15 protein-coding genes and 1 tRNA gene are annotated in these 22,106 nt (G+C 68.3%); 8 read left to right on the forward strand and 8 right to left on the reverse strand.

All coding sequences use genetic code 11. The annotated features are described in order from the left end of the window. The first annotated feature begins 49 nt into the window (after positions 1–49). Together ACZY0X_RS21150 and topA are read left to right on the forward strand one after the other, a co-directional pair. Positions 50–640: a hypothetical protein gene (locus ACZY0X_RS21150; protein WP_463773151.1), complete on the forward strand. Its 591-nt coding sequence runs from the start codon at positions 50–52 to the stop codon at positions 638–640. Positions 641–772: 132 nt separating this feature from the next. Continuing rightward, positions 773–3,619, forward strand: a complete 2,847-nt coding sequence (topA, locus tag ACZY0X_RS21155; protein WP_463773153.1) for a type I DNA topoisomerase — start codon at positions 773–775, stop codon at positions 3,617–3,619. Positions 3,620–3,644: 25 nt separating this feature from the next. On the opposite strand, the gene ACZY0X_RS21160 is transcribed toward topA, so the two are convergent. Continuing rightward, the gene (locus tag ACZY0X_RS21160; protein WP_463773154.1) at positions 3,645–5,270 is read right to left on the reverse strand and encodes an adenylate/guanylate cyclase domain-containing protein; all 1,626 of its coding nucleotides are present in this window, start codon (positions 5,268–5,270) and stop codon (positions 3,645–3,647) included. A gap of 83 nt (positions 5,271–5,353) precedes the next feature. Between ACZY0X_RS21160 and ACZY0X_RS21165 the strand changes: the two genes are divergently transcribed. Both ACZY0X_RS21165 and ACZY0X_RS21170 read left to right on the forward strand, forming a co-directional pair. Next, positions 5,354–6,571, forward strand: a complete 1,218-nt coding sequence (locus ACZY0X_RS21165) for a DNA polymerase III subunit delta' (protein WP_463773156.1) — start codon at positions 5,354–5,356, stop codon at positions 6,569–6,571. Between the two features lie 111 nt (positions 6,572–6,682). Then, positions 6,683–6,758: transfer RNA gene (locus tag ACZY0X_RS21170), tRNA-Thr, on the forward strand. Between the two features lie 85 nt (positions 6,759–6,843). Here ACZY0X_RS21170 and ACZY0X_RS21175 read toward each other — a convergent pair. After that, complete coding sequence (locus ACZY0X_RS21175) at positions 6,844–7,221, reverse strand: carboxymuconolactone decarboxylase family protein (protein WP_463773157.1); 378 nt, start codon at positions 7,219–7,221, stop codon at positions 6,844–6,846. Positions 7,222–7,251: 30 nt separating this feature from the next. After that, the gene (locus ACZY0X_RS21180; protein WP_463773158.1) at positions 7,252–9,057 is read right to left on the reverse strand and encodes a hypothetical protein; all 1,806 of its coding nucleotides are present in this window, start codon (positions 9,055–9,057) and stop codon (positions 7,252–7,254) included. A gap of 47 nt (positions 9,058–9,104) precedes the next feature. On the opposite strand from ACZY0X_RS21180, the gene ACZY0X_RS21185 reads away from it, so the two are divergent. The 3 genes from ACZY0X_RS21185 to ACZY0X_RS21195 all read left to right on the forward strand — a co-directional run bounded on the left by ACZY0X_RS21185 (position 9,105) and on the right by ACZY0X_RS21195 (position 12,536). Then, a complete protein-coding gene (locus ACZY0X_RS21185; protein WP_463773160.1) occupies positions 9,105–10,040 on the forward strand; it encodes an NAD-dependent epimerase/dehydratase family protein in 936 nt (311 codons plus the stop codon). A gap of 113 nt (positions 10,041–10,153) precedes the next feature. After that, a complete protein-coding gene (locus ACZY0X_RS21190) occupies positions 10,154–11,941 on the forward strand; it encodes an N-acyl-D-amino-acid deacylase family protein (protein WP_463773162.1) in 1,788 nt (595 codons plus the stop codon). 1 nt (position 11,942) lies between these two features. Then, the gene (locus ACZY0X_RS21195) at positions 11,943–12,536 is read left to right on the forward strand and encodes a TetR/AcrR family transcriptional regulator (protein ID WP_463773164.1); all 594 of its coding nucleotides are present in this window, start codon (positions 11,943–11,945) and stop codon (positions 12,534–12,536) included. Here ACZY0X_RS21195 and ACZY0X_RS21200 read toward each other — a convergent pair. Genes ACZY0X_RS21200 through ACZY0X_RS21220 form a run of 5 tightly spaced genes read right to left on the reverse strand, consistent with a single transcriptional unit; the run spans position 12,533 to position 20,114 of the window. Continuing rightward, entirely contained in the window at positions 12,533–12,874 is a 342-nt protein-coding gene (locus tag ACZY0X_RS21200) for a DUF2304 domain-containing protein (RefSeq protein WP_463773166.1), read from the reverse strand. The genes ACZY0X_RS21195 and ACZY0X_RS21200 overlap by 4 nt on opposite strands. Beyond that, positions 12,871–13,572: a glycosyltransferase family 2 protein gene (locus ACZY0X_RS21205; protein WP_463773390.1), complete on the reverse strand. Its 702-nt coding sequence runs from the start codon at positions 13,570–13,572 to the stop codon at positions 12,871–12,873. The genes ACZY0X_RS21200 and ACZY0X_RS21205 overlap by 4 nt, the downstream gene beginning before the upstream one ends. Before the next feature lie 4 nt (positions 13,573–13,576). Continuing rightward, entirely contained in the window at positions 13,577–14,878 is a 1,302-nt protein-coding gene (locus ACZY0X_RS21210; RefSeq protein WP_463773391.1) for an MATE family efflux transporter, read from the reverse strand. Beyond that, positions 14,845–16,176 (reverse strand): M1 family metallopeptidase, encoded by a 1,332-nt coding sequence (locus ACZY0X_RS21215; protein WP_463773168.1) that lies wholly within the window; start codon positions 16,174–16,176, stop codon positions 14,845–14,847. The genes ACZY0X_RS21210 and ACZY0X_RS21215 overlap by 34 nt, the downstream gene beginning before the upstream one ends. Then, complete coding sequence (locus tag ACZY0X_RS21220) at positions 16,173–20,114, reverse strand: Pls/PosA family non-ribosomal peptide synthetase (protein ID WP_463773169.1); 3,942 nt, start codon at positions 20,112–20,114, stop codon at positions 16,173–16,175. Before ACZY0X_RS21220 ends, ACZY0X_RS21215 begins: the two co-directional genes overlap by 4 nt. Before the next feature lie 665 nt (positions 20,115–20,779). On the opposite strand from ACZY0X_RS21220, the gene ACZY0X_RS21225 reads away from it, so the two are divergent. Next, positions 20,780–22,084, forward strand: coding sequence for an acyltransferase family protein (locus ACZY0X_RS21225; protein ID WP_463773170.1), 1,305 nt, complete (start codon positions 20,780–20,782; stop codon positions 22,082–22,084). Positions 22,085–22,106: the final 22 nt, after the last annotated feature.

A 22,106-nucleotide genomic window follows, 5' to 3' on the forward strand; every position in this document is an offset into this window, starting at 1 on the left:
ACGGCCCGGCGGCACGATCGGACTGGCCTGCTGGCCTAGTGTCGTTTTCGTGAGTCAGCTGTCGTTCTTCTCGGCTGAGTCGGTGCCGCCAGCGGTCTCCGACTTGACCGGGATGCTCGCTGCCTCGGGACAGGTGGTCCTGGTGGGCAGCGGCGCAGCGCAGGCGGTCCGGTTGTCGGTGGTCGTCGATGCCGTGTGGCGCGCGGAGGCGCTGGCCGTGATGATCGCCGAGGCCGGACTCACCCCTGAGATCTCCCGCACCGACGAGGAAACGCCGTTGGTTCGCACCGAGGTCGATCGGCGGTTGGTACCGATCGCGGCCGACTGGACGCGGGGAGCGGTCAAGACCGTGCCGCCCCAGTGGCTGCCCGGGCCGCGCGAGCTGCGCGCGTGGACGCTGGCCGCGGGAACTCCCGAAGCCGACCGCTACCTGCTCGGACTGGACCCGCACGCGCCGGATACGCATTCCGCACTCGCCTCGGCAATGATGCGGGTCGGGATGGCACCAACATTAATCGGCACTAGGGGGGCACATCCGGCACTACGAATCAGCGGTCGCAGGCGGCTATTACGCCTGGTAGAGAACGTGGGGGAACCTCCAAGCGGTGCCGAGGCATTCTTACAATGGCCGCGAACCTAATACGCTTCGCCGGGTGAGCCGGTTTGCATAGGCTGCCGCAGAATGCGAAATTGACAGTTGCCATGGGCCGAATCGCGCGTGCAAGCGTGACTGGTGACCGGGTGGCGGCACAGAAGTGGAGTGGGTACGAGGTTGGCTGACCAGAGTGGTGGCAGCGGCAACGGCAGGGTGCGGCGACTCGTCATAGTCGAGTCGCCGACTAAGGCGCGCAAAATCGCCGGTTACCTGGGGTCCAACTACGTCGTGGAATCGTCGCGTGGGCACATCCGCGACCTGCCGCGATCGGCCGCCGATGTCCCCGCGAAGTACAAGTCCGAACCCTGGGCGCGCCTCGGGGTCAATGTCGATGCCGACTTCGAGCCCCTATATATCGTCAGCCCTGACAAGAAGAGCACCGTCACCGAGCTCAAGGACCTGCTCAAGGGCGTCGACGAGCTCTATCTCGCAACGGACGGTGACCGCGAGGGCGAGGCCATCGCCTGGCACCTGCTCGAGACGCTCAAGCCGACGGTCCCGGTCAAGCGGATGGTGTTCCACGAGATTACCGAGTCCGCCATCCGGGCGGCCGCCGAGGATCCGCGTGACCTCGACATAGACCTGGTCGACGCCCAGGAGACCCGACGCATACTCGACCGGTTGTACGGCTACGAGGTCAGCCCGGTGCTGTGGAAGAAGGTCGCACCGAAGCTGTCAGCGGGTCGCGTGCAGTCGGTGGCGACGCGCATCATCGTCTCCCGCGAACGCGAACGCATGGCGTTCCGCAGTGCGGGCTACTGGGACGTCACCGCCCAACTAGACGCCAGCGTGTCCGATCCGCAGGCGTCACCGCCGAAGTTCACCGCCAAGCTCAACTCCGTCGACGGGCGGCGGGTGGCCTCCGGGCGCGACTTCGACTCGCTGGGCGCGGTCCGCAAGCCCGACGAGGTGCTGGTGCTCGACGAGGCGGCGGCGACGTCGCTGGCCACGGGGCTGCGCGGGGCGCATATGACGGTGTCCTCGGTGGAGCAGAAGCCCTACACGCGCAAGCCGTACGCACCGTTCATGACCTCGACGCTGCAGCAGGAGGCGGGCCGCAAGCTGCGGTTCAGCTCCGAGCGCTGCATGAGCATCGCGCAGCGGCTGTACGAGAACGGCTACATCACCTACATGCGTACCGACTCGACGACGCTGTCGGAGTCGGCCATCAACGCCGCACGCAACCAGGCTCGCCAGCTCTACGGCGAGGAGTACGTGCACCCGACGGCGCGCCAGTACACCCGCAAGGTGAAGAACGCGCAGGAGGCCCACGAGGCCATCCGCCCCGCCGGTGACGTGTTCCAGACACCGGGTCAGCTGCACGCCGCGCTCGACACCGACGAGTTCCGGCTCTACGAGCTGATCTGGCAGCGCACCGTGGCCTCCCAGATGGCTGATGCCAGGGGTACGACGCTGTCGCTGCGCATCTCGGGTACCTCGAGCGCCGACGGCGCAGCCCCACGTGAGGTGGTGTTCGGCGCCAGTGGCCGCACCATCACCTTCGCGGGCTTCCTGAAGGCCTACGTCGAGAGCCTCGACGAGCAGGCCGGCGGCGAGGCCGATGACGCCGAGAGCCGGCTGCCGAACCTGACCCAGGGCCAGCAGGTGGACGCCACCGACCTGACCCCGGACGGGCACACCACCAACCCGCCCGCCCGGTACACCGAGGCGTCGCTGATCAAGGCTCTCGAGGAACTGGGCATCGGGCGCCCGTCGACGTACAGCTCGATCATCAAGACCATCCAGGACCGCGGCTACGTCCACAAGAAGGGCAGCGCGCTGGTCCCGTCGTGGGTGGCGTTCGCCGTCATCGGGCTCCTCGAGCAGCACTTCGGGCGGCTGGTCGACTACGACTTCACCGCTGCCATGGAGGATGAGCTCGACGAGATCGCCTCCGGTAACGAGCGAAGGACCAACTGGCTCAACAACTTCTACTTCGGCGGCGACCACGGCGTGGAGGGCTCGATCGCCCGCGCGGGTGGTCTGAAGAAACTCGTCGGCGGCAATCTCGAGGAGATCGACGCTCGAGTCGTCAACTCGATCAAGCTGTTCGACGACGAAGAGGGTCGCGCGGTCAACGTCCGTGTCGGTCGCAACGGTCCGTATCTGGAGCGGATGGTCGCCGACCCCGACAACCCGGGTGAGCTCAAGCCGCAGCGGGCGAACCTGAAGGACGAGCTGACCCCTGACGAGTTGACCCTCGAACTCGCCGAGAAGCTTTTCGCCACACCGCAGGAGGGCCGCACGCTCGGCGTCGACCCCGAGACCGGCCACGAGATCGTGGCCAAGGACGGGCGTTACGGCCCGTACGTGACCGAGGTACTGCCGCAACCGCCGGAGGAGCCGGAGGACGGTGCGCCGGCGAAGAAGGGCAAGAAGCCGACCGGTCCCAAGCCTCGCACCGGGTCGCTGCTGCGATCGATGGACCTTGAGACGGTGACGCTCGAGGACGCTTTGCGACTGCTGTCGCTGCCACGCGTTGTCGGTGTCGATCCGAGCAACAACGAGGAGATCACCGCGCAGAACGGCCGCTACGGCCCATACCTCAAGCGCGGCACGGACTCTCGATCGCTGGCCACCGAAGAGCAGATGTTCGACATCACGCTCGACGAGGCGTTGAAGATCTACGCCGAGCCCAAGCGGCGTGGGCGTCAGGGTGCTGCGACGCCGCCGCTGCGCGAACTCGGCACCGACCCCGTCTCCGAGAAACCGATGGTGATCAAGGATGGCCGGTTCGGTCCGTACGTGACCGACGGTGAAACGAACGCCAGCCTGCGCAAGGGTGACGACGTGCTGTCGATCACCGACGCGCGGGCCTCCGAGCTGCTGGCGGATCGTCGCGCCCGTGGCCCCGTAAAGAAGGCGGCCAAGAAGGCGCCCGCCAAGAAGGCCGCCGTCAAGAAGGTCGCGAAGAAGGCGCCCGCCAAGAAGGCCGCGGCCAAGAAGGTCGCGAAGAAGGCCTAAGCGGTCGGATCCTAAGCGGTTGGGGTTAGGCGTCTGACGGCGTCGGCGCCGGGTGGGGCGCTTCGGCCTCCACGTCATCGCGGATCGGCGGTGGCGAGAACAGGTTCGTCGGTCGGGCCAGCTGCGTCGGTGCGACGCGGCCGCGCAATTCGACGATCTCGCCGACCTCCCAGCACAGCGCCTCGGCGTCCACGGCACCGCTGACGGCGATGGCCGATGCCAGCACGTGGCCCTCCTCGAGTTTGGCCAGCTCGGTGAGGCGGGCGGCCTCGTTCACCGGGTCACCGATCACGGTGTACTCGAAGCGGGCCTGCGCGCCGATGTGGCCGGCGATGGCGCGGCCGGAGGAGACGCCGATACCGAACTCGGTCTGGCCCAGCACCGCCACCAGTTCGTCGTGCACCTCGCGGGATGCCGCCAGCGCGGCGCCGGAGGCGTCGGGGTGTTCGATGGGGGCGCCGAAGATCGCCAGCGCCGCGTCGCCCTGGAACTTGTTGACGAACCCGCCGTGACGGTGGACGGTGTCGACGATGACGCGGAAGAAGTCGTTGAGCAGGCTCACGACCTCAGAGGCGGGCACGGTCGAGGCGAGCTGCGTCGAGCCCACCAGGTCGACGAAGAGGACGGCGACGTCGCGTTCCTGACCGCCGAGCTCGGTGCCGCGTTCGAGTGCGCGCCGGGCCACGTCCTCGCCGACGTAGCGACCGAAGAGGTCTCGCAGCCGTTGTCGTTCGGCGAGGTCGCGGACCATGTCGTTGAACCCGGCCTGCAGCAGACCCAGTTCGCTGGCGTCGTAGATCTGCATGTGCGCGTTGTAGTTGCCGCGTTGCACTTCGCCGAGCGCCCAACGCAACTGGCGCAGTGGGTCGGCGATGGACATCGCGACCAGCACCGTCCCGGACAGGCCGATGACCAGCCCGGCGATGGCCAGCAGCAGGATCGGTGTGGTCAGCCGATCGGCGGGTGCGGTGAGGATCTCGAACTTGCTGGCCACGACTGCCAGCACGATCGCGAGGATCGGCACGCCGGTCGAGAGCACCCAGGTCAGGACCTGCCGCTGAATGACGCCGGGCGCCCGGAAGTTGGCAGGCACGCCACCGCGCAGCGCGGCCACGGCCACCGGCCGCAGCACCCGCTCGGACTGCAGGTAGCCGATGATGGCGGTCGCCGTGGCACCCAGCGCCGTGGCGACGGCCACGACGGGAGCGGACTTGCTGGCCACCGGCCAGCTCGCGACGATGAAGACGATGGAGCCCAGCAGCCAGTTCGTCACGTTGATCAGTGACCGGTAGTACGGCATCTTCAGCGCGCGCGCACGGGCGAGTTCGGTGATAGCGGGGTCTGAGCTACTCAGCAGGGTGTCGTTGCGCTGCCAGCGGATCACCGGCATGAGCATGCGCAGGGTCAGGTAGGCGCCCACGCCGAACGACACGAAGAGATAGCTCAGGAAGACCGCCAGGTTGAACACCGGTAGGTCCTGCAGCTGGATGCGGTCCTCGGGCGGCAGTCCGAACCGCAGGAATCCCAGGACCAACAGCGCGCCGATGATGTCGGCCTGCAGCATGCCGAGGGTGAACACCGGCCACGGGGTACGGGCCACCCACCGGACGAATGCGGTGATTCGCCCGATCGGTCCAGCCCCTGTGGTCATGCGATAACCGTATCGGTCCACGGTGACCGTTAGCGTCCCCGTTACGCAGGTTGTGTCGGTGTCGGCACTAGGGTTGGGACGATATGAGCGGTGTTTTCTCGCGTCTGGTTGGCCAGGATGCGGTCGAGGCGGAGTTGGTGGGTGCCGCCGTCGCCGCGCGCGGTGATTCGGCTCACAGGGCGGACATGCCGACCTCGAGCGGCACCATGACTCACGCCTGGCTGATCACGGGTCCGCCCGGGTCGGGCCGCTCGATCGCCGCGCTGTGCTTCGCCGCAGCCCTGCAGTGCACGTCGGATGGCGCCCCGGGGTGTGGTGAGTGCCGCGCGTGCACGACGACCATGGCGGGCACCCACGGTGACGTTCGCCGGATCGTTCCCGAGGGGCTGTCGATCGGTGTCGGGGAGATGCGCGAGATCGTTCAGATCGCGTCGCGGCGCCCAGGCACGGGCCGGTGGCAGGTCGTGCTCGTCGAGGATGCCGACCGACTGACCGAGGGTGCGGCGAATGCGCTGCTCAAGGTGGTTGAGGAGCCGCCGCCGTCCACGGTGTTCCTGCTGTGCGCACCGTCGGTGGACCCCGAGGACATCGCGATAACGCTCAAGTCCAGGTGCCGGCACGTGGCCCTGGTGACACCCCGCTTGGAGGCGATCGCCCAGGTGTTGATGGACACCGACGGACTGCCCGAGGCCGACGCCACGTGGGCGGCGTCGGTCAGTGGTGGCCACGTCGGTCGGGCTCGCCGCCTGGCCACCGACGCCGAGGCCCGGCGTCGCCGCGAGCGCGCTCTGGGACTGGCGCGTGATGCGGCCACGCCGTCGCGGGCCTACGCGTCAGCCGAGGAGTTGGTGGTCACCGCCGAGGACGAGGCCAAGGCGCTGACAGGTGAGCGCAATGAGGTGGAGACCGAGGAACTGCGCACGGCGCTCGGTGCGGGCGGCACCGGCAAGGGTGCCGCCGGTGCGTTGCGCGGCTCGGCGGGTGCGCTCAAGGACCTGGAAAAGAGACAGAAGTCACGTCAGACGAGGGCGTCCCGCGACGCTCTGGACCGCGCTTTGATCGATCTGGCGACGTATTTCCGCGACGCGTTGGTGGTGTCGGCCGGGGCTGCGACGGTTCAGGCTAACCACCCTGACATGGCCGAGAAGGTGGGGGCCATGGCGGCGCACGTGCCCGCCGACCGGCTGCTGCGCTGTATCGAGGCGGTGCTGGAGTGCCGGGAGGCGCTGGCGATCAACGTCAAGCCGAAGTTCGCCGTGGATGCGATGGTCGCGACCGTCGGGCAGGCCCTGCGCGGGTGACTCCGGCGGGGTAGGCGCGAATTGGGTTGGCGGCGTGGCCTGCCGTAGACTCTGCTGCGCCTGCCACTCGAACGCTTGGCTGCTCTTGCAAGCGCTCATCGGCTGGGCATCGCCGCCTTAGCTCAGTCGGTAGAGCGTCTCACTCGTAATGAGAAGGTCGGGGGTTCGATTCCCCCAGGCGGCTCCATGTTCTCTTCGTCGAACGTGACACCACGGCGATTCTCCGCCCCGATTCTCGCGCTCACGTCACGCTCGGCGAGTGCACCTGCGGCCTAAACGTCCTCGGCGAGCGCGGCTTCGGCGATCTTCGCCGCGGTGGCGGCTGCCGGGAATCCCGCATAGCCGGTCGCGTGGTAGATAACCTCGGCCAGCTCGTCGTCGGTGAGACCGTTGGTGCGGGCGATCCTGAAGTGGGCGTGCAACTCGTCGTTGGCCCGCAGCGCCATGAGGATTCCGAGCGTGACGAGGCTGCGGTCGCGTCGGCTGATGCCATCACGGCTCCAGAGCCTGCCGAACACGCTCTCGACGCCGAGATCCATCAGCTCGGGCGCGAAGCCGCTGCTGAAGTCGACGTCACCGTCGTCGTCGGGGATGGTGCCTGGCAGCAGCTCGCGGAAGACCCGCAGGCCCTCATCGCGCAAGTTAGTCATGCTTACTATTCTGGCACGGGGCGTGCGGGACTACCTCGGTGCCAGATATCCGACGGGACCCGACGCCACGCACACCGACAGGGCCGAGGTGTTGGCCTGCACGTCGATGGCATCGCCCGCACCGGGCAGTCGCACGAACACCCGGTTGAGGCCGGGCCGCACCGGCACCTTCACCTGCGTCCCCTCCGACAGCGAGACGGTGATCGACCCATCGCTGTTGGCCAGATAGTTGAGCTCGGCGGTCCACTCCGATGGCAGCAGCGGCCCGTCGAGCGGGATCCGCACTGGCGCGTCGGGCTGCACCAGGTAGCCACAGCTCGGCAGGGGGCCGAGTTGCATCGAGCGCACCCACGTCACCTTGGCGCCGAGCAGCCGTCCCGACATGTCGAGCATGCGTAGGTCGGTGGTGGCCGAGGCGAACTCGGGACGGTCGCGGATCAGGGCGAACACGTGGCTCAGCAGGTTCTCCGGCCACTGGATCCGCTGCAGGATCAGCGGGTCGACCTCCTGGTCGAGCATCGGCGCATCCGACGCGGCGGCCGCCTGGGCCAGGGACGCCCGCCCGTTCTGCAGATAGGACCTGGTCGGGTTGTCCTGCCAGATGGTGTTGAACGTCGCCGTCGAGTACAAGCTGCTCGCGACGAACAGTGCCGTGCAGACGCCGATGACGACCGTCCGCGCGCGTGAGGAGTCCAGCCACGTGGCTGACTCCTTGTTCGGCGCGCACAGCCCGACCGCGAACAGCAGCGTCAGCACCACCACCAGGTCCGGCAGGTAGCGCAGCGTCTGCGCCAACTCCAGCGCCGTGAACTGAGAGGACCGCATCAGGTAGATCGGTATCTGGCAGGCCACCGCATAGCCGATCGCCGCCAGCCACACCCAGCCGATCCGCTGCTTGCGCGCCAGGCTCACCACGAAGACCGCGGCGAGTGCGGCCCAGCCCAGCGCCATGACCGTCAAAGGTGGTGTCGCCCAGGGAGATGCGGGCGCCCAGCGCTGCCAGTCCCACGGTCCGCCAACCAGGCCGGGCACAATCCCGTGCGTCACCGACCGCAGTAGGAGGTCAGAGGTCATGCCCAGATCGAAGCTCCACCGCTGCTGATCGACCACCAGTAGATAGACGCCGATCCACGCGATCAGCACCGCCAGGCATGCCGACCACAGCCGGATGCCGCGCCGCCACACGGTCTTACACGCCGCGTTGTCACCGCCGACGTGCGCGAGCAGTGCGACCACCGCGAACGCGACGAACGGGATCACCGCGGCCTTCTCGAAGAACAGCAGCCCCACGAGGAACGCGATGACGCCTGTGGCGGCGTATCGCTGGTTACCGGTGCGCACCAACAGAATTGCGTCGGCGCACACCCACGCCATCGCCGCGATCATGGGCAGTGCGTTGAGTGCGGCCGCCCACCACGAGAAGGCCGGCAACCCCAGCGGGGTGAACAGTGCGAAGGTCAGCGGGAGCAGGAGCACGGGACGCCAGCCGAGGATGACGTAGAGCGCCCGCAACAACGCCAGGGATGCGACCAGCTGCAGGATCACCAGGCTGATGGCCGGGCCGATCCAGTCCAGCGGCGCCAGCCGGGTGATACCGCCGGCAATCAGGAACGCCGCGGGCATGACGTGCCCGTCGTGGTCGTCGAACAGGTATGACGCCGACAGCAGGCCCTGAGTGCCCGCGCGGCCGGTCAGGATCAGGTCGTCCCAGTAGAAGTAGCCGTGAGATGCGAGCACCGCGCGGACCAGCAGCTGCAGCGCGATCAGTGCGGCGGCTGTGCGGGGGACCCAGGTAACCACCCCCGGTCGCTGCGCTCCTGCCCGCCGGATGTTCACGTCCGCCGACTGTACGGATGGGGGAGCACCCTCGGTATGGTGGCCCCGTGCGAACACTCGTCACCGGCGCGGCCGGTTTCATCGGATCGACGCTGGTAGACCGCTTGCTGGCCGACGGCCACAGTGTCGTCGGCGTCGATGACCTCAGCTCGGGTCGCAGTACCAACATCACCACGGCCGAACAGAGCGACGCGTTCGAGTTCGCCAAGGCCGACATCGTCGATGCCGACCTCATCGCGCTGCTGGCCGACGTCAAGCCCGAGGTGATCTTCCATCTCGCCGCGCAGATCTCGGTCTCACACTCCGTTGACGATCCGCAGCGCGACTCCAGCGTCAACGTCGTCGGCACGGTTCGGCTGGCCGAGGCCGCCCGCCGGGCGGGTGTGCGCAAGGTGGTGCACACGTCGTCGGGCGGGTCGATCTACGGGATTCCGCCGGCCTACCCGACCACTGAGGAGATGCCCGTCGACCCGTCCTCGCCGTACGCGGCGAGCAAGGTGTGCGGCGAGGTGTACCTCAATATGTTCCGCAACCTCTACGGGCTGGACTGCTCGCATATCGCGCCGGCCAACGTCTACGGCCCGCGCCAGGATCCGCACGGCGAGGCCGGCGTTGTCGCGATCTTCTCCCAGGCGCTGCTGGCGGATCGGGCCACCAAGATCTTCGGCGATGGCACGGACACGCGTGACTACGTGTTCGTCGACGACGTCGTCGACGCTTTCGTGCGGGCCGGCGGCGAGGCCGGGGGTGGCCAGCGGTTCAACGTCGGCACCGGGGTGGAGACCTCGACCCGGCAGCTGCACACGGCGATCGCCAAGGCGGCGGGCAAACCCGACGAGCCCGAGTTGCATCCGCCCCGGCTCGGCGACCTGAGGCGCTCGCGGCTGGATGCCTCCCGGGCCCACGACGTGCTGGGATGGGCTCCGCGGGTCCCTCTGGCCGACGGCGTGCGCCGGACGGTCGACTACTTCCGCGAGGACTGATCACGAAAAGATTGTGAGTACTCACTTTCTGTTGTAGGTTGGCGTCAACCTGAGGCCTTCCGCTCCTCACGTCCGCTGAGGACTTCCGCTCCTCACGTCCGCAAGGAGACGCCATGACGTTCGACGTCATCATTCGCAACGGCCTGTGGTTCGACGGCACCGGACGCGCGCCCGCGACCAGGACGCTCGGCATCCGCGACGGCGTCGTCGCCGCGGTATCGGCCGGACCGCTCGACGAGGCCGGCTGTCCCGACGTCATCGACGCCGACGGCAAGTGGGTGCTCCCCGGCTTCATTGACGTGCACACCCACTACGACGCCGAGGTCCTGCTCGACCCGGGTCTGCGCGAATCCGTGCGCCACGGCGTCACCACCGTGCTGCTCGGCAACTGCTCGCTGTCGACGGTGTACGCGTCGTCCGAGGATGCCGCCGATCTGTTCAGCCGTGTCGAGGCGGTGCCCCGCCAGTACGTGCTCGGCGCGCTCGAGGCCAAGAAGTGCTGGACCACACCCGCCGAGTACGTGGCGGCACTCGACGAGCTGCCGCTGGGCCCGAACGTCGCCTCGATGCTGGGCCACTCGGACCTGCGCACCGCCGTGCTGGGCCTCGACCGTGCCACCACCGACGACGTGCGGCCGACTGACGCCGAACTCGACCGGATGGCGGCAATGCTCGAAAAGGCGCTCGACGCAGGCCTTCTCGGCATGTCAGGGATGGACGCGGCGATCGACAAGCTTGACGGGGACCGCTACCGGTCCCGCGCGCTGCCGTCCACCTTCGCGACATGGCGCGAGCGGCGCAGGCTCATTGCCGTCCTGCGCAAACGAGGCCGCATCCTGCAGAGCGCGCCGAATGTGAAGAGCCCGATCTCCGCGCTGCTGTTCTTCCTGTCCAGTAGTCGCATGCTCGGCCGCCGGTCGGGTGTGCGGATGAGCCTGCTGGTGTCGGCCGACGCCAAGTCAGCGCCCGCGGCCGTGCACGTGTTCGGGCCCGGCACCCGGCTCCTCAACAAGCTGCTCGGCTCGTCCGTGCGCTTCCAGCACCTGCCCGTACCGTTCGAGTTGTACTCCGACGGAATCGATCTGCCCGTCTTCGAGGAGTTCGGCGCAGGGACCGCCGCGCTGCACCTGCGTGACCAGTTGGAGCGCAACGAACTTCTCGCCGACACCGAGTATCGGCGTCGGTTCCGCCGCTCCTTCGACCGCAAGAAGCTCGGACCGAGCCTGTGGCACAGGGACTTCCACGACGCCGTCATCGTGGAGTGCCCCGACGAGTCTCTTATCGGCAAGAGCTTCGGGCAGATCGCCGACGAGCGCGGTCTGCACCCGTTGGATGCGTTCCTCGACGTCCTGGTCGAGAACGGCGAGCGCAACGTCCGCTGGACGACCATCGTGGCGAACCATCGACCGAAGCACCTCGATCGACTTGCCGCCGAACCGTCCATCCACATGGGCTTCTCGGACGCCGGTGCGCATCTGCGCAATATGGCGTTCTACAACTACGCGCTGCGGCTGCTCAAGCGCACACGTGACGCCGACCGGGCAGGCAGGCCGTTCCTGACCATCGAGCACGCGGTGCACCGGCTCACCGCCGAGGTCGCCGACTGGTTCGGCGTTCCGGCGGGCACCCTGCGCGAGGGTGACCGCGCCGACTTCGTGGTCGTCGACCCCGCGGGCCTCGATGCCTCGGTCGACGCCTACCACGAGTCGGAAGTTCCCTTCTACGGCGGACTCTCGCGCATGGTCAACCGAAACGACGCCGCAGTGGTCGCGACTGGAGTCAACGGCTCGGTAGTGTTCCGCAACGGCGAGTTCGCCGAGGGCTACGCCGGCGGCGCCGGGACGGGTCGCTTCCTTCGGGCCGGTGCCGCTCAGCCGCGGCGCGCGAGAACGACACTCTGACATGGCCAGAACTCAACAGCAGCGCCGCGAGGAGACCGTCGCGCGCCTTCTCGACGCCTGCATCGACACCATCGTCGAGGTCGGCTACGCGCGGTCATCGGCCGCGGTGATCGCCAAGCGCGCCAAGGTGTCCGACGGCGCGCTGTTCCGGCACTTCCCCACGATGGGTGACTTCATGGCCGCCACGGCCCACGAGGTCATGCGGCGTCAACTCGACGCGTTCACCAAGCGGGTCGCCGAGATCCCCGCCGACCAACCGGCGCTCGATGCCTCGTTGATAGTCCTGCGCGATGTCACCGGCAACGCGACGAACGCTGTGATGTACGAGCTGCTCATCGCCGCGCGCACCGACGAGAAGCTCAGGGCGACACTGCAGGTGGTCCTCGCCGAGTACGCCGCGAACATCTACGACGTCGCGAAGTCGCTGCCCGGCGCCGACCGATTCCCGCCGGACGTGTTGGCGGTAGTCGTCGCCACCCTGACGAACGCGTTCGACGGTGCCGCGATCGTGCGCGGTGTGCTCCCACAACCCGAACTCGAGGACGGCCGCATCGCGCTGCTGTCGGCACTGCTCAACGGCACACTGCCGGGCTAGGCGTCCTCGGGCGCACGCGCACCGTCGAGTGCGACGGCCCGGGCCAACTGCGCGTACTTCAGTTCGAGGTCCTTGAAGCGCATGTAGGTGCTGAGCGTGGTGAACAGGAACACCACGATCAGTGCGTATCCGAGCAGGTCGGACCCGCGGTCGACGCCGAGCCAGTTGGCCAGCACCGTCGTGTCGTCGGGTCGCACGATCGCATAGACCGCGGCCACCACGAACAGGACGTAGCCCATCTTCACCCACGCCCGGGCCTGCGCGCTGCGCCGTGACCGCAGCAGGTACACCAGCAGCGTGATGATGGCCGCGATCAGCAGGACCTGGATCCAGTTCATCGACGCATCCTTCCGCGCAGCAGTCCGTCGAAGACGATGTTGACGCCGTTGACCAACGGCTGCCCCTTCGACATCGAGTAGTCGGTGTAGATGATCTCGACGGGCTCCTCGGCCACCCGCCAACCGTTCTCGACTATCAGCGCAATGATCTCGCTGGCGTGGCTCATCCCGCTCATGGTGATGTTGAGCGATTCGGCCACGGTCCTGCCAAAAACGCGCAGACCGTTGTGCGCATCGGTCAGCCCCAGCTTGCGGCTGGCCGGGCTGAGCTTGGCGATGAGCGGGAACAGCATCCGCCGCAGCGCGGGCATGCGCGCGGGCACGCTGCCGCCGAAGCGGGTGCCGATGACGATGTCGAGGTTCTCGGCGACAAGACGGTCGATCATCCGGATGACGTCCTTCACCCGGTGCTGACCGTCGGCGTCGAACGTCACGAACACCGCTGCGCCGGGCCGGGCACGGGCGTACTCGACGCCGGTCTGGATGGCCGCGCCCTGGCCCAGGTTGACCGGGTGGCGCACCAGGTGCGCCCCGGCTCGCAGCGCTCGCTCGCCGGTGTCGTCGCGGCTGCCGTCATCGACGCACACCACATTGGGAAAGACGGTGCGAACGTCGGCGATGACGTCGCTGATGACGCTCGCCTCGTTGAAGGCTGGGACGACGATCCACACGTCGCGGTACGAGCTGTCGATGCCGATCAAGTTACACGCCCATGCTGGGTGCGCCCTTGCGCAGCGCAACCAGGTGCACGCCGATTCCGACCAGCGGTCCGCACATCAGGGCCACCACCGTGCGGGTCGCGAGATCCAGGGGCAGCAGCAGAAGAAGCGTCGAGGCCAGCGTTGCCCCGACCCAGCCGGCGGCGTACGCGCGGTGCAGTGCGGCGGCGACGGCGGCGGCACCTGTCAGGGTGAGCAGAGCGATGGCGATCGCCGCCGCGGTGAGCCAGGCCAGCAGCGTGCCGCTGGCCTGATACTCGGGGCCGAACGCGGCCGTCAGCAGCCACGGTCCGGCGAGACCCGCGATCGCCACGGCCAGTGCGCCGAGACCGATGACGACCAGGGTCGGCATCAGCAGGGCACGCAACCGGGCCTCGCGCTGGTCGACGAAGTGGGCGATCAGGTTGCCCTGCATGGCAGTCAGCGGCACCAGCAGCGGCGCGCGGGTCAGCGTGACCGCCAGGATCACCACGCCGCCGGCCGCGCCGAGGTCGGCTGAGGTGGCCTTCAGCAGCACCGGGAAGCCCATGACGAGAACCGCACTGGCGCCCGCCGCGGCGATGGAGTGCGTCGCCCCCCGCAGGAACGTGCCGACGGTACCGGGCGTCAGCAGCCGCGCCGCGGCGCGCGACGCAGGGGAGGCCAGCAGCAGGATCAGCCATGCCATCGAACCTGCGACGGTCGCCCACAGGTAACCGACCAGCGCCCACCCGACCAGGAAGGTGGCGATCGCCACCGCGACCCGGCCGATGGCATCACCGACGATCAGCGCCCCGTACTGGCTCCACCGGTTAACCCCGGCCAGCACCCCCAACAGCGTGGCGTGCACACAGAAGCCGGCGATACCCGCGGCCAGCAGGCTCACGCTCAGCCAGCGGGACTCGACGAAGACGTGGCTCGACCACAGCGGGGCGGTGACGGCGACGGCCACCGCGGAGGTCAGACCGACAAGTACCGCCACCCGAATCGGACGGATACGCGGACCGGTGGGGTACCGCGCCGCACCGGCTTGCGCGACCTCGCGCACCTCGCGGGTGGACTCCTGGAGCAGGCCGTTGGCGGCCCCGGCCAGCAACCCGAAAGCACCCCAGAACACCGCGAACACCGAGAATCCCGCCGGTTCGAGGTCGCGTGCCGCGAGGTAGAGCACCAGGTACCCGCACACCGCGCTGATCAGCGTGGCGATACCGACCCTGACGACGCTGCCCCTGGTGACCGGCCCCAGCGCGGGAACGGGCGACGCGCCGTCGGTCACAGGTCCGGCAGTGCGGTGGAGTACAGCCAGGCCTGCCACAGCGGGCGCAGCGACTCGTCGGAGTAGTTGGCGGCCAGACCGGTGAAGTCGTCGGTCACGGCGGTCGAGTGCCGGTACCGAGTGGTCCACTCCCGGAGCAGGTCGAAGAAGTTCTCGTCACCGATGGTGCGGCGCAACACGTGCAGCGTCACCGCGCCCCGTTTGTACACCCGGTCGTCGAACATGTCGCGTGGGCCGGGGTCGGCCAGCAGCAGGTCATGACGTGAGGACGCGAGCTTCTGGTAGTAGTACCGGGCGCGTTCGTCGGCGGTGCGATCACCGGACTCCTCCGACCACAACCACTCGGCGTAGCAGGCGAAACCCTCGTGCAACCAGATGTCGCGCCAGCGTCGCGCCGTCACCGAATTGCCGAACCACTGATGCGCCATCTCATGGGCGACGAGTCGCTCGGCACGGCGCGTACCGTCGCAGTGGTTGGCGCCGAATATCGAGATTCCCTGTGCCTCAAGGGGAATCTCGAGGTCATCGTCGGTGATCACCACGGTGTAGCCCGTCGAGAGGGGATACGGGCCGAAGAGCTTGACGAAGAGCTTCATCATCTGCGGCTGACGCCCGAAGTCATGATCGAAGTTGGCGCGCAGACGCTCCGGCAGCACGACGCTCATCGGCACCGGCGACTTGGTGATCCGGTGCTCCTCGTACTCGCCGATCTGCAGCGTCATGAGGTAGGTGGAGGTGGGTTCGGCCTGCTCGTAGGTCCACGTCGTCATCGCCGCGCGGGTACGGCGCGACACCAGCTTGCCGTTGGCCACGGCGTGGTAGGGATTCTCGGTGGTGATCGCGATGCGGTAGCTCGCCTTGCTGCTCGGATGGTCGTCACACGGGAACCATGACGCCGCCCCGTTGGGCTGGCCCGCCACCAGCGCCCCGCTGGACAACTCCTCGAATCCGACTTCGCCCCACAGGGTTTGGATGGGACGCGGGGTTCCGCCGTAGCGCACCACCACGGCCATCGCGGCTCCCGCGGGCAGTGCGGAGGCCAAGGTGATCTGAAGCTTTCCGCGTGAGGTGTGAAACGACGCGGGCCTGCGCCCGTTGACCGACACCTTGGACACCGACAGTGTGTCGGCGAGGTCCAGGGTGAACGTCTTGAGCGACGCCAGGGTCGCCGCTGTGATGGTGGCGGCACCCGACAGCCGGTTGATGTTGACCTTGTACTCGAGGTCGAGTTCGTACCGCGACACCCGGTAGCCAAAGTTCCCGTTTCCGGGCAGGTAGGGGTCGATCACCGGGGGAGATGCCTTGAGCGCCTTCTTGAACCGGGTCACGCGGCGGAGGCTCCGGACTTCTTTGGCTTCGTCGCGCGGCCGCTGCGCTTCTTGCGCAACGGGTTCCATGGCGCGATCGGGTTGCCCTGCCAACGGCTCGAGGCCGGGACCTCGTCGCCGCGCATCACCAGGGAGGCGGGCCCCACCGTGGCGCCCGCGCCGATCTTTGCGGCGGGTAGCGCCACACAGTGCGGCCCGAGCGTCGAACCCGCCTCGAGTGTCACGGTGTCCATCCGCATGATGCGGTCGTGGAACAGGTGTGTCTGCACGACGCAGCCGCGGTTGACCGTCGCGCCCGTGCCCAGCTCGACCAGGTCGGCCTCGGGCAGCCAGTAGGTCTCGCACCACACCCCGGCCCCGATCTTCGCGCCGAGCGCCCGCAGCCAGAGGTTCATCACGAACGTGCCGCTGGCCGCGCGGGCGAACCAGGGTGCGGCGACCGTCTCGACGAAGGTGTCCGACACCTCGTTGCGCCAGACAAAGGACGACCACAGGGGATGCTCGATGGCGCGAATCCTGCCGATCACCAACCACTTCGCGATCACCGCGATGGTTCCGGCGACCGCGCCGGCCGCCAACAGCACCACACCGCCACCCAGCGCGGCCCACGCGTAACCGAACTCGCCGGCCAGGTACTGCAGCGTGCCGAGCACCGCGACGCCGATGGCGAAGGTGACGAACAGTGGGATGACGCGGCAGGTCTCGACCAGCGAGCGCAGCAGCTTCAGTCGCGGCGACGGGTCGAATGTGCGCAGTGCGTCGGCCGGCGCCGGCTGGCGGCGCAACCGGATCGGGGGGCTGCCCAACCACGACGAGCCCGGCTTGGCCTTGTGTGGCGCCGCGCTCAACACCGCCACCAGCCCGTCGTCGGGCACCCGACGGCCGGGCTGGGTGATGCCGGAGTTGCCGAGGAACGCCCGCTTGCCGATTGTCGCCTTGGCCACGTGAATCCAGCCGCCGCCAAGTTCGTAGGACGCCACCATGGTGTCATCGGCGAGGAAGGCGCCGTCCTCGATGACCGTGAACTTCGGGGGGAGCAGAGCGGTCGAGATCTCGGTCCCGCGACCGACTTTCGCGCCCAGCAGGCGTAGCCACCACGGTGTGAGCAGGCTGGCGTAGATCGGGAACAGATAGTTGCGCGCCGCGTCCATCAACCGTTCAGTGGCCCACAGCTGCCAGCCGACGCGGCTGCGCACCGGGTGGTAACCCTCGCGCAGACCCAGCGCCAGCATGCGGACGCCAATCACCGTCAACCCCGCGTAGACGACAACGGCGGCCAGGGTGGCCACGGGAGTCCAGATCAGCGCGGGGACAATGGCTTCGGTCAGCGACGCGGTGTCGCGGATCGCCCAGCCCACCACGGCCAGGCCGGTGCCAAGCGCGGCCAGCGGCACGCCGCCGAGAAGTACCGAGGTGAGGCCGTACATGAGCACCCAGATCGGGGCGCGGCGCGGCCGCTCGTCGGGCCACGGGTGGCGAGCCTTACCCGACTTGAGCGCCGGTGAGCCCTTCCAGAACTGGCCGGCCTTGACCTTGCCCACCACGCCGGAACCCGGTGCGACGTCGGCGTTCTTGCCCACCACGGCACCGGGCAGCAGGGTGGTCCGCGCGCCGATCGTCGCGTCGTTGCCGACCTCGATGGGGCCGACGTGGAACTGGTCGCCGTCGATCCAGTGCCCGGTCAGGTCGACCTCCGGCTCGATCGAACATCGGTGCCCGAGCGTGAGCATGCCGGTGACGGGCGGTGCGGAGTGCAGGTCGACGCCCTTGCCCACCCTGTTGCCCAGCATCCGGGCGTAGTAGACGAGCCACGGTGCGCCTGCCTGGTTCTCCGCCCCGCTTGCCTCCCCGAGGCGCTCGGCCAGCCAGACACGCAGATGTACCGCGCCGCCGCGGCGGTAGGTGCCCGGTTCGAGGCCGCCCAGCAGCATGCGTGCGCACACCACCGCGATACCCATTCGCCCCGGGGGCGTGACGAAGACGAGGAACCCGGCCAGCACCCACCACCAGCTGATCGGAGTGGCCCACGACAGCAGGCCCAGACCCGCGGCGACGTTGTTGAACAGCGCCAGCCACACCACCCACTGCATACCGGTCAGGGTTGCCAGCGGCAGTGAGAGCCCAACCTGTGCCAGCTGCGTCAGACGCGACACCTTCTTGACGGTCCGCGTGACGACGGCGGGGGGCGGGTCCAGTTCGTCGAGGTACCCAGCCAGCGATCCCAGCCGGGGGTGGTCGTACAGGTCGGCGACCGTCACCTGGGGGTAGCGCGCCCGCAGTGCGGCGACCAACTGCGCCGCCGACAGCGAGCCACCGCCGAGCGCGAAGAAGTCCTCCTCGGGTCCGGCGACGGGCGCGGCCAGCACGTCGCGCCACAGACCGGCCAGCCAGCCCGTGGTGCCCGCGAGGTCGGGGTCGTCGGCTTCGGTGTCTCCCTCAATAGGCCACGGTAGGGCGTCGCGGTCGACCTTGCCCGATGTGCGCGTTGGCAGTTCGTCGACCAGCACCAGGCGCGGCACGAGAGCGGCGGGCAGCGACTCGGCCAGCGCGATGCGCGCCGCGGCGACGTCGAAGGCCGGGTCGGCGCTCGCGATGTAACCGACCAGAAGCGGTGTGCCGCTTGCGGTCTTGCGCACCGCCGCGGCACCGCCGCTGACTCCGGGCAGGTTGACCAGCGCCGAGTCGACCTCGCCGAGTTCGATGCGACGCCCACCGACCTTGACCTGATCATCGGCGCGCCCCTGGAAGTAGAGGCCGTCGGACTCGAGACGGACCAGGTCGCCGCTGCGGTAGGCCCGCGCCCAGCCCAACGTCGGCATCGGCGCGTACTTCTCGGCGTCCTTCTCCGGGTCCAGGTAGCGCGCCAGACCCACGCCGCCGATCACCAGCTCCCCGATCTCGCCCACGCGCACCGGCTGGCCGTCCTTGTCCACGACGGCCAGATCCCAGCCGGGCAGCGGCAGGCCGATGCTGACGGGTCCCCTCCCGTCCAGCTTGGCCAGGCACGCCACGACCGTCGCCTCGGTGGGGCCGTAGGTGTTCCAGACCTCGCGGCCCGCCGAATCGGGGCCTGCCGCGAGCCGTTCGGCCAGTTCCGGCGGGCATGCCTCGCCGCCGAAGATCAGCAGGCGGACCGCCTCCAGCGCCTCGGCGGGCCACAACGCGGCCAGCGTCGGCACCGTCGAGACCACCGTGATGTCGCGCGCCACCAGCCACGGCCCCAGATCCATGCCGCTGCGCACAAGCGAGCGGGGCGCAGGCACCAGACATGCGCCGTGCCGCCAGGCCAGCCACATCTCCTCACATGACGCGTCGAAGGCCACCGACAGCCCGGCGAGTACCCGGTCGCCGGGCCCCAGCGGATTGCCCTCCAGGAATATCTGCGCCTCGGCGTCGACGAATGCCGCCGCGTTGCGGTGCGTCACCGCGACGCCCTTCGGCGTTCCGGTCGAGCCGGACGTGAAGATGATCCATGCGTCGTCGCGACCGAGCGGTCTGGCGGCGCGCCAGCCCCGCGACGAGCCGTGACCGCGGATGAGGCCGGCCTCAGTGATGACGCCGACGACGCCGGCCTCGCCGAACACCAGGGCGGCCCGCTCATCGGGGTCGTCAGCGTCGACCGGCACGTATGCCGCGCCTGCGGCGAGGGTGGACAGGATCGCCACGTAAAGCGCGTAGCTGCCCGACGGCATGCGGATGCCGATGCGGTCGCCGCGCCCGATACCCCGGGCGGCCAGCCACTCCACGCTCTCCTCGACGTCGGCGATCAGCTCGGCGTAGGTGAGCTGAACGTCACCGTCGTCAAGCGCGGGTGCGTCGGGATGGCGCTCGGCGGTGGCGTAGAGGATGTCGATCAGCGTGCGTGGCTCCGTCGCCGCCGAGGACAACAGGTACTGGGCGGGGATGCCGAACGCCGGATGTCCCTCGTCTGCTGTCACGAGTACAAACTACTAAGGCTCGTGGGGTTCGGCTGACGGCGCACGGCGGCGCGATCACATCGATATCGGGATCCGATCGATGTCGCGTGTGGATTCCACTGAAATGCGGATTCCGTTGGACTCTGGCTGATCACAAACATCGCACGCATCCACTCGGAGGCCTAGCGTGACGGTGGTGCGGATCTTTGTGGCTGATGAGGCAGGCGAGGACGTCAGCGAGCTGACCTCCGGTGGACAACCCGTGGTGAGGCTCCACCGCGGCGTTGCCCATCGGGCGTCACATTGCCGCGCTGGCCGCGTAGCCGAGGCCGAAACGGGCAGGTCCATTCCAGTCGATGCAGTTAGCTGGCGCTGGTGATCGCAACCATTCTTGGTGTTCGGCAGGTATCGATACCGGCGATATCCATAGCCAGAACCGGGGTCATCGTCGTTGGCGCTAGCTGGCGGTGCTGCTCGCTCGGCAGGGAATGGCCCTCGGATGCTGCGTCGGTCGAGCTTTTCAGCTAGCGTTCTCCTGCTGGCAAAATTCGATAAGGCCAAGATCGAGTGGCATTCTGGCTCGAACTGTCCCCGAAACAGCAAACTATAGGTATGGAATGCGGCAACGCTTCCCAGCCTCGGGTGCGAATCCCCGGCTCGGCGTGTACTGAACGAAAGGGATCGTTGTGGGTTCAACCGAGACGCCCCCCGCGTCGGGTGGCGCGAAGTTGCGGGCTCGGATCATCGGGCTCGACGGCGTGCGCGGTCTGCTGTGCCTGTCGATCGCCATCACCCACGTAACCACGCACTACACACCGAAGACCGCCGAGACGTGGATGACGAGCCTGCTGGGGTTCTCCCTGGTGTACTTCTTCGTCCTCAGTGGCTTTTTGCTGTTCCTGCCGTACGTGCGGAATCTCGTCGTGGATCGCGCCGCCGCGAAGATGCCCGGTGTGCGCGACTATGCGCTGCACCGAATCGCCCGGATCATGCCCTGCTATCTGGTGATCTTCCTGATCGTCAACTACGTACTGCAGGTCGCGTACGTCCAGAATCCCGCGCTGCAGCCGCTCGGCACCGATGACGGCACCGGAATGATCACCGACCCCGGAATGCTGCTCGCCAACCTCACCCTGACCCAGACTTACTTTCCCGCCTACATCCAGACCGGCATCAATCCCGCGTGGTCGCTGACGCTGGAGTACGCGTTCTACGCGTCCCTGCCGCTGCTCGGCATGATCCTGTTCGCGCTGCGCAAGCGGATCAACCTCAGCCCCTTCGTGCTGGCGGCGCTGGCACCTGCCCTGCTGCTCATCGTGGGGCTGGTCGGCCGGTCGCTCATCCCCGTCGTGTTCGCCCACGCCGGGACGACGGACTTCATGTTGCTCAACTGGGGGCCGAACTGGGCCGCCGTCTTCACCAAGAGCTTCCTGACCAACGCGGACAACTTCGCCCTCGGGATGTTCGCCGCCGTGGTGTTCGTGGCGATCGAACGGGGTGCGCTCATCGAGCGATGGAGCGCTCGGGTGCGGACGATCAGCGCGGTGGCGATCCTGCCGACATTCGCGGTGTCCGCGGTGCTGCTCGTGGTGGCCAACCAGTTCGTCACCGCGGGCGTCGCCGTGGTCGCCGCACTGATGATCCTGGTGATCGTGACACCGCTGGCGCGCGGTGAGCGGACCAGGCTGGCGGTGTGGCTGGACAGCCGCCCCATCCGCTACGTCGGCGAGATCTCGCTATCGGCCTACCTGTGGCACTTCCCGGTCATGCTCATGCTGGACCGAATGGGTCTGATGGCGGGTGACACCGCAGCGGGCATGTGGCGCAACATCGTGCTGCTACTGACCGTCACCATCGCGGTCGCCTCGGTGACCTACTACGCCGTCGAGAAGCCCGTCATGAGGTGGATCAAGAGCCGCCGAACCAGGAGGCTCGCGCTAGGGCAGGGCGCGAAGCCGGTACCCGCCGAACCTGCGCCCAGCGCGCCCTAATCCGATCTGCTCCTCGCGTGCG

It is taken from the genome of Mycobacterium sp. IDUB_39 (genome assembly GCF_055419205.1).

What these genes read in the sequence shown, in the direction of transcription:
- ACZY0X_RS21165 (WP_463773156.1), top strand. Translation starts at nt 5,354, where the DNA reads ATGAGCGGTGTTTTCTCGCGTCTGGTTGGCCAGGATGCGGTCGAGGCG.
- ACZY0X_RS21195 (WP_463773164.1), top strand. Translation starts at nt 11,943, where the DNA reads ATGGCCAGAACTCAACAGCAGCGCCGCGAGGAGACCGTCGCGCGCCTT.
- ACZY0X_RS21160 (WP_463773154.1), bottom strand. Translation starts at nt 5,270, where the DNA reads ATGACCACAGGGGCTGGACCGATCGGGCGAATCACCGCATTCGTCCGG.
- ACZY0X_RS21175 (WP_463773157.1), bottom strand. Translation starts at nt 7,221, where the DNA reads ATGACTAACTTGCGCGATGAGGGCCTGCGGGTCTTCCGCGAGCTGCTG.
- ACZY0X_RS21190 (WP_463773162.1), top strand. Translation starts at nt 10,154, where the DNA reads ATGACGTTCGACGTCATCATTCGCAACGGCCTGTGGTTCGACGGCACC.
- ACZY0X_RS21200 (WP_463773166.1), bottom strand. Translation starts at nt 12,874, where the DNA reads ATGAACTGGATCCAGGTCCTGCTGATCGCGGCCATCATCACGCTGCTG.